At 58.4% G+C, this 6338-nt stretch carries 5 protein-coding genes; 1 reads left to right on the top strand and 4 read right to left on the bottom strand.

What is annotated here, in order from left to right:
• Positions 1-118: 118 nt before the first annotated feature.
• The gene (locus tag LAT62_RS15575; RefSeq protein WP_293386019.1) at positions 119-1063 is read right to left on the bottom strand and encodes a LysR family transcriptional regulator; all 945 of its coding nucleotides are present in this window, start codon (positions 1061-1063) and stop codon (positions 119-121) included.
• A 173-nt stretch (positions 1064-1236) separates the two neighbouring features.
• Here LAT62_RS15575 and aceA point away from each other — a divergent pair, with 173 nt between their 5' ends.
• Entirely contained in the window at positions 1237-2571 is a 1335-nt protein-coding gene (gene aceA / locus LAT62_RS15570; RefSeq protein ID WP_293386017.1) for an isocitrate lyase, read from the top strand.
• A 79-nt stretch (positions 2572-2650) separates the two neighbouring features.
• On the opposite strand, the gene pykF is transcribed toward aceA, so the two are convergent.
• From pykF to LAT62_RS15555, 3 genes are all read right to left on the bottom strand, one after another.
• Positions 2651-4066: a pyruvate kinase PykF gene (gene pykF / locus LAT62_RS15565; RefSeq protein WP_293386015.1), complete on the bottom strand. Its 1416-nt coding sequence runs from the start codon at positions 4064-4066 to the stop codon at positions 2651-2653.
• 97 nt (positions 4067-4163) lie between these two features.
• Positions 4164-5435, bottom strand: coding sequence for an AarF/ABC1/UbiB kinase family protein (locus LAT62_RS15560; protein ID WP_293386013.1), 1272 nt, complete (start codon positions 5433-5435; stop codon positions 4164-4166).
• A gap of 108 nt (positions 5436-5543) precedes the next feature.
• A partial coding sequence (locus LAT62_RS15555; protein ID WP_293386011.1) for a methyl-accepting chemotaxis protein occupies positions 5544-6338 on the bottom strand: 795 nt, incomplete at its 5' end.

The raw sequence follows: 6338 nt of genomic DNA, 5'->3' as shown, positions 1-6338 counted from the left end.
CCTGATAATCTGCGGAGTCGAGCTGTCAGGGATGACGTTTTTTGCGTGTCTGCGGGCAGCATACCCCGCCATCAGGCGGTTTTCTCGGCACTTGAATTGCCGCATTCCCAGTCGCAACCTACTCCGCCCGCAGGCTCTCCACCGCCTCCGTGACCTGCTGACGCATCCACACGTGCGCCCGGTCGTGGTGCAGCAGCGGGCTCCAGACCATCTTCAATTCGACATCCGGAATCTTGAACGGCGGCCGCAGAATGGTGAGTTCCGGCCAATTGCGATAGAGCTCGGCAATACGCACCGGCACCGTGGCAATCAGCCCGGCACTGGTCGCCATGTGCATGGCCACATGATAATCCCGCGCAAACAGCTTGATGTGGCGACGGTAGCCCAATTGTTCCAGGCTGCGGTCCACCCACCCCATGTTCTGCACATCCGCCAGATTGATTCCCACCCCAACGCCATACCCGGTCTTGTTCACCCAGACATGGTCGGATGTCAGGTAGCTCTGGATATCGAACTTTTCGGCGGCTGGGTGCCCCGAGTGCAGCACACAGCAGAAACGGTCATGCCAGAGGTTCTTCTGATAGAACGACAGCGGCAGGTCATCAAACATGTTGATGGCCATGTCGATACGGCCGTCCTCGACATCGCGGAAGTCGACATCGCTGGGCGTCATGATATCCAGAATCAGGCGGGGCGCCTTTTGCTGAATGCGACTCAGCAGCTCGGGCAGCAGCGTGGTGGCCGCGTAATCACTGGCCATAACCCGAAACACCCGAGACTCTGTGCCGGGTGAAAAGGCCTCATCCGTCTGCAGCGTCGACTCCAACTGCATCAGAATCTCGTGGATCACCGGTTGCAGCGTCAAGGCGCGGGCTGTCGGCTCCATGCCGCGGGAGGTTCTGACCAGCAGCGGATCCTTGAACATCTCGCGCAGACGTTTCAGACCATTGCTCATCGCCGGCTGACTGATACTCAGCCGGTCGGCCGCGCGCGTGACATTCTTTTCGCGCAGCAACACGTCCAGATATACCAGCAGGTTCAGGTCGTGGCGGGATATATTCATCGGCGTTATACCGAACATAGCAAAGGACAATTTCCGACCCTAACCGGCCAGGCGTACTGTGGCAAGCATCCCGGCAGAAAGGGGCCAGTGACCTGCCAGAATAATTCGACAGGACGCCAGACCCCTATCGGCAGAACGATAAACAGAAAGACCACAGGATGAGGCATCCCAACATGACAAGCACTCAACGCGAACTCGACATCAAGCGCCTGGAAAAAGACTGGGCAGAGAATCCCCGCTGGAAAGGCGTTGAACGCCCCTACAGCGCCGCAGATGTGGTGCGCCTGCGCGGCAGCGTACAGACCGAACACACCCTGGCCCGTCGCGGCGCCGAAAAGCTCTGGGATCTGGTCTACAAGGGCCAGGCGAAGAAGGGCTACGTCAACTGTATGGGCGCACTGACCGGTGGTCAGGCCATGCAACAGGCCAAGGCCGGCATCGAGGCCATTTACCTGTCAGGCTGGCAGGTTGCGGCAGACAACAACAGCTCCGAAACCATGTACCCGGACCAGTCGCTGTATGCCTATGATTCGGTACCCACCGTGGTGCGCCGCATCAACAACACCTTCAAGCGCGCCGACGAGATCCAGTGGAAGAGCATCTGCGATGGCAAGATGAAGGAAGAAGACGCCATCGACTACTTCCTGCCCGTTGTTGCGGACGCCGAAGCCGGGTTTGGCGGCGTGCTGAACGCCTACGAACTGATGAAGAACATGATCAGCAATGGCGCTGCCGGCGTACACTTCGAAGACCAGCTTGCTTCGGTCAAGAAGTGTGGCCACATGGGTGGCAAGGTCCTGGTACCGACGCAGGAAGCTGTGCAAAAGCTGGTATCAGCGCGCCTGGCAGCCGACGTTATGGGCGTGCCCACCATTGTTCTGGCCCGCACAGACGCCAATGCGGCTGACCTGATCACCTCCGACTGTGATCCGTATGATCAGGCCTTCATTCAGGGTGAACGCACACCGGAAGGCTTCTATCGAGTTCATGCCGGCATCGAACAGGCCATCTCGCGCGGTCTGGCCTATGCGCCCTATGCCGACCTGATCTGGTGCGAAACAGCAACGCCTGACTTGGACGAAGCGCGCCGGTTTGCCGAGGCCATTCATGCCGAGTACCCGGACAAGCTGCTGGCCTACAACTGCTCGCCGTCGTTCAACTGGAAGAAGAACCTGGACGATGCGACAATCGCCAAATTCCAGGAAGAGTTGTCGAAGATGGGCTATCGCTACCAGTTCATCACTTTGGCCGGTATTCACAACATGTGGTACAACATGTTCGATCTCGCCTGGCACTATGCACAGGGCGAAGGCATGAAGCACTATGTGGAGAAGGTTCAGGAACCGGAATTCGCGGCTGCCGAGCGAGGCTATACCTTTGCCTCACATCAGCAGGAAGTGGGCGCCGGCTACTTCGACGACGTGACCACCGTGATTCAGGGTGGCACATCATCTGTCACGGCAATGAAGGGCTCTACGGAAGAAGCGCAGTTTGCAAGCGGCCACTGATCAACGGTGACCGTTGCCGATTGAAATCACGCAAGAACCCCAACCTTTCAGGGCAGCCCAGGCTGCCCTTTTTCTGTGTTCAGAGGCGATGCACCGAGATGCTGTTGGTTGAACCTTTGGCCACCAGCGCACCGGAGACAATCACGATCTTGTCACCCGGCCCTGCGAGACCAGCCGCTACTACCCGCTTTTTGGCTTCGCCAAACAGGGTGTCGGAATCGGCAAACTCTTCCACGAGTTCCGACTGAACGCCCTTGGTCAGACACAGTTGCTGCAGCGTCTTGGGCTCGGTGGTGAGCGCCAGCATATTGGCCTTGGGGAAATACTTGCGCACCGAACGCACCGATTTGCCAGAGAACGAAGACACGACAATTGCCCGCGCTTCAAGCACGGTCGCCACGTCCACTGCAGAGCGACAGACTGATTCGGTGACAGCCAGGTCACCGGTAAAGTGCTCTACATGATCCGGGCGCCACTGCGCCATATCACTGTCGGTGCGCTCGCAGATCTGCGCCATGATCTTCACCGATTCGACCGGATAGTCGCCCTTGGCCGACTCACCGGACAGCATGACCGCGTCGGTACCGTCCAGAATGGCATTGGAAACGTCCCCGGCTTCAGCCCGGGTCGGACGCGGGTTCTTGATCATGGAGTCGAGCAACTGGGTGGCTGTAATCACCGGCTTGCGCGCCAGATTGCACTTACGGATCATCCGTTTCTGCGCAAAAATGACGTTCTCTACCGGTATTTCAACACCCAGGTCACCACGTGCGACCATGATGCCGTCAGATGCCTTGAGGATTTCATCGAAATTGTCGATGCCTTCCTGATTTTCGATTTTGGAAATAATGCGAATGGACTCGCCACCATTGACACGCAGGTGCTCGCGAATTTCTTCCACATCGGAGGCCTTGCGAATAAACGACGCGGCAACAAAATCGACATTCTGTTCGCAGCCAAACACCAGATCCTTGCGATCTTTCTCGGACAGCGCCGGCAGACTGACGCTGACACCCGGCAGGTTGACCCCTTTCTTGTTGCCCAGTTCGCCGTTGTTGAGCACTTCACAGACCACATCGCCGCCCTTGATTTCCTTCACCCGCAGCTCTAGCAGGCCGTCATCCAGCAGGACGATATTGCCCGGTGCCAGATCGCGATTCAGGTGCTCATAAGTGACCGCAACCCGGGTCTCATCGCCCTTGACGCTCTGATCGGTGGTCAATGTAAACGTCTGACCGGTCTTCAGCATCACGCTGCCACCGGCCACTTCCATGGTACGGATTTCCGGGCCTTTGGTGTCCAGCAGAACAGCAATGTTGCGACCGGTTTCGGCAGCGACTTCGCGCACCAATTCGATTCGGCCGCCGTGCTCAGCAAAGTCACCGTGCGAGAAATTGAGGCGCATGACATCCATGCCTGCCCGGGCCAGGCCGGTCAGAACATCCTTGCTGTCAGAGGCAGGTCCGACGGTGCAGACTATTTTTGTTTTGCGCATGAGTAAAACGGCTCCTTGGTCGGTATAAGTCAGCGGGCTGTAATTCTACTACATAAATAACAGTGAACCAGCCGTGTTTTTGTCATTATACCACAAGTCAGGCGATCTCTGCCGACTCCGCCAGCCACTGCCTGAGCGGGCGCATGTCGACCTGAGCCTGCAAACGCACCGCCAGCAGATAGAGACCGGCGACTTTCCGATGCAGGAACAGGGCATCCATGGGCGGTGAGTGCCAGTATTCCTGCTCAAAACTCAGGCGCATGCCCGCTTCACGGATACGCCCTGCCAGGTCACAACCGGAAAAGTCGTAGATACCCGGGTGGCGCAAAGGCTCAGTAGCGAGGAGGAAAATGTCCAGCACGGCTGCGCGCTGTGTCGCTGACACGCCCTTGGAAAAGTAGCCGATCTGTTCCGCAGCCACATTGAGTGCCTCGCGGTCAGTGTCTATCGCGGCCTGCAGCAATCGTCGATACCCCTCAGCGACTGAGACCGGGTACTCGCGCACCGCACCAAAGTCCAGCAATACGGTTTTCCGCGAACTGCTGTCGTAGAGGAAATTGGCAAAGTTGGGGTCTGTCTGCACCATCTGCCACTCAAACAGTTCCCTGAACAGCAGCATGAAAAGCTGCTCCGTCACTCGGTTGCGCAGAGACTGTTGCGAACCGACCAGCGTATCAATGGTATCCCCGCACATGAACTGCATGGCCAGCGCGGTATCAGTCGTCAGGGCTGTATTGACCTGCGGGATCAGGAAGTCCTGCGCATCCGTCAATCGCTCTCCATAGGCCTGCATGGCGGCGGCCTCCTGCTGGTAATCCGCCTCGCGATGCAACTGGGCTTTCGCTTCGGTCAGCAGCGACTGGACGTCCAGACCCTTGGGCAGCAGACCGAAGGACCGCAACAAAAAGGCCACATTGTCGACATCGCTGTCGATACTCTGCCGCACACCGGGATACTGCACCTTGATAGCCAGATGAGTGCCGTCTTTGGTGATGGCCTTGTGAACCTGGCCGATTGATGCGGCCGCCAGCGGGCGATAGTTGAATTCGGCAAACTGATGCTGCCAGTCCGGGCCCCAGGCCTTGGTCAATACGGTGCGAAGCTGTTCGCGCGGCATGGCATTGGCCCCGGAGCGCAGGCGGGCCAGCAGGTCCGACAACTCGGGAGGCAGAACCTGCCCGGTGTCCATGGACAGCAGTTGCCCCACTTTCATCGCGGCACCGCGCATCTGCGACAATTGATCGGCCATCCGGCCAAGGTTGCCCGGCGTCAGCAGCAGATCACGGAGCGCCGGACGCTGGCCTTGGCGCCAGCGTCGAGAACCTTCGGACAATACACCGCCGGCGATTCCACCCGCCAAACGACCCAATTGGCCCAATCTTCCGATGCGACCACTGCGAACCCTGCTTGTAGGACCTACTGACACCTGACTCACCTGAATAATCATTGAGCCAGAGTATACGCAGGCTTGTTCAGGTCAGATTTTGAATTGATCCACCTGCTCGCGAGTCTTCATGACCGCATGCCGGATGGTTTCGCCATTGCGCGCAATCACTTCCCCGAACTCCGCATTGTCGCGCGCCAGGTCATTGATCCGGGTCACACTGCTGCTCACAGACTCGGTAACCCCTTCCTGCTCGCGGGCGTTTTCGGCGATTTCAGAGATCATGTTGGTCAGATCCTGAATCTGGCTGACCATGTCCTGGATTTCCTGATTGACCTCGAGCGCACTGTTCTTGTTCTGGGAGGCCAGTTCAGAGGCACTCTCGGAAGCATTGATGGCCTCGTTGGCAGCGCCTCGCAGCCGGTCGATGACATCACTGATCAGGTCGGTCGATTCCGCGGACCGGGTGGCCAGCGAGCGCACTTCGTCAGCAACTACAGCAAAGCCACGGCCCTGCTCACCAGCACGCGCGGCCTCGATGGCTGCGTTCAAAGCCAAAAGGTTGGTTTGCTCGGCGATATTGCGAATCACGTCCAGTACGGTACCAATCTCATCGGTCAGTTCTGCCAACTGGCTGATGCGCTCCCGGGTAGCACCCATGTATTCGTTGACCTGCTCGGATCTCTGCGCGGAGCGGGCAACGCGCTGGCCTGACTGGTCGGCATCCGCTGCCACCTGGTGCGTCACCTCACTGACCCGGGCCGCGCGCTGCGCCACCTCACTTGCAGAGGCCGAGAGCTCATTGATGGCCGTGGCCACCTGATCGGTTTCTTCCAGTTGGGTCTGCATGTTGGTTGAAGCCCGCTCGCTGGAGTTCGAGAACTCGTC

It is taken from the genome of Natronospirillum sp., from assembly GCF_022565775.1.
Classification (GTDB): domain Bacteria; phylum Pseudomonadota; class Gammaproteobacteria; order Pseudomonadales; family Natronospirillaceae; genus Natronospirillum.
This window is presented reverse-complemented; position numbering and strand designations above follow the sequence as displayed.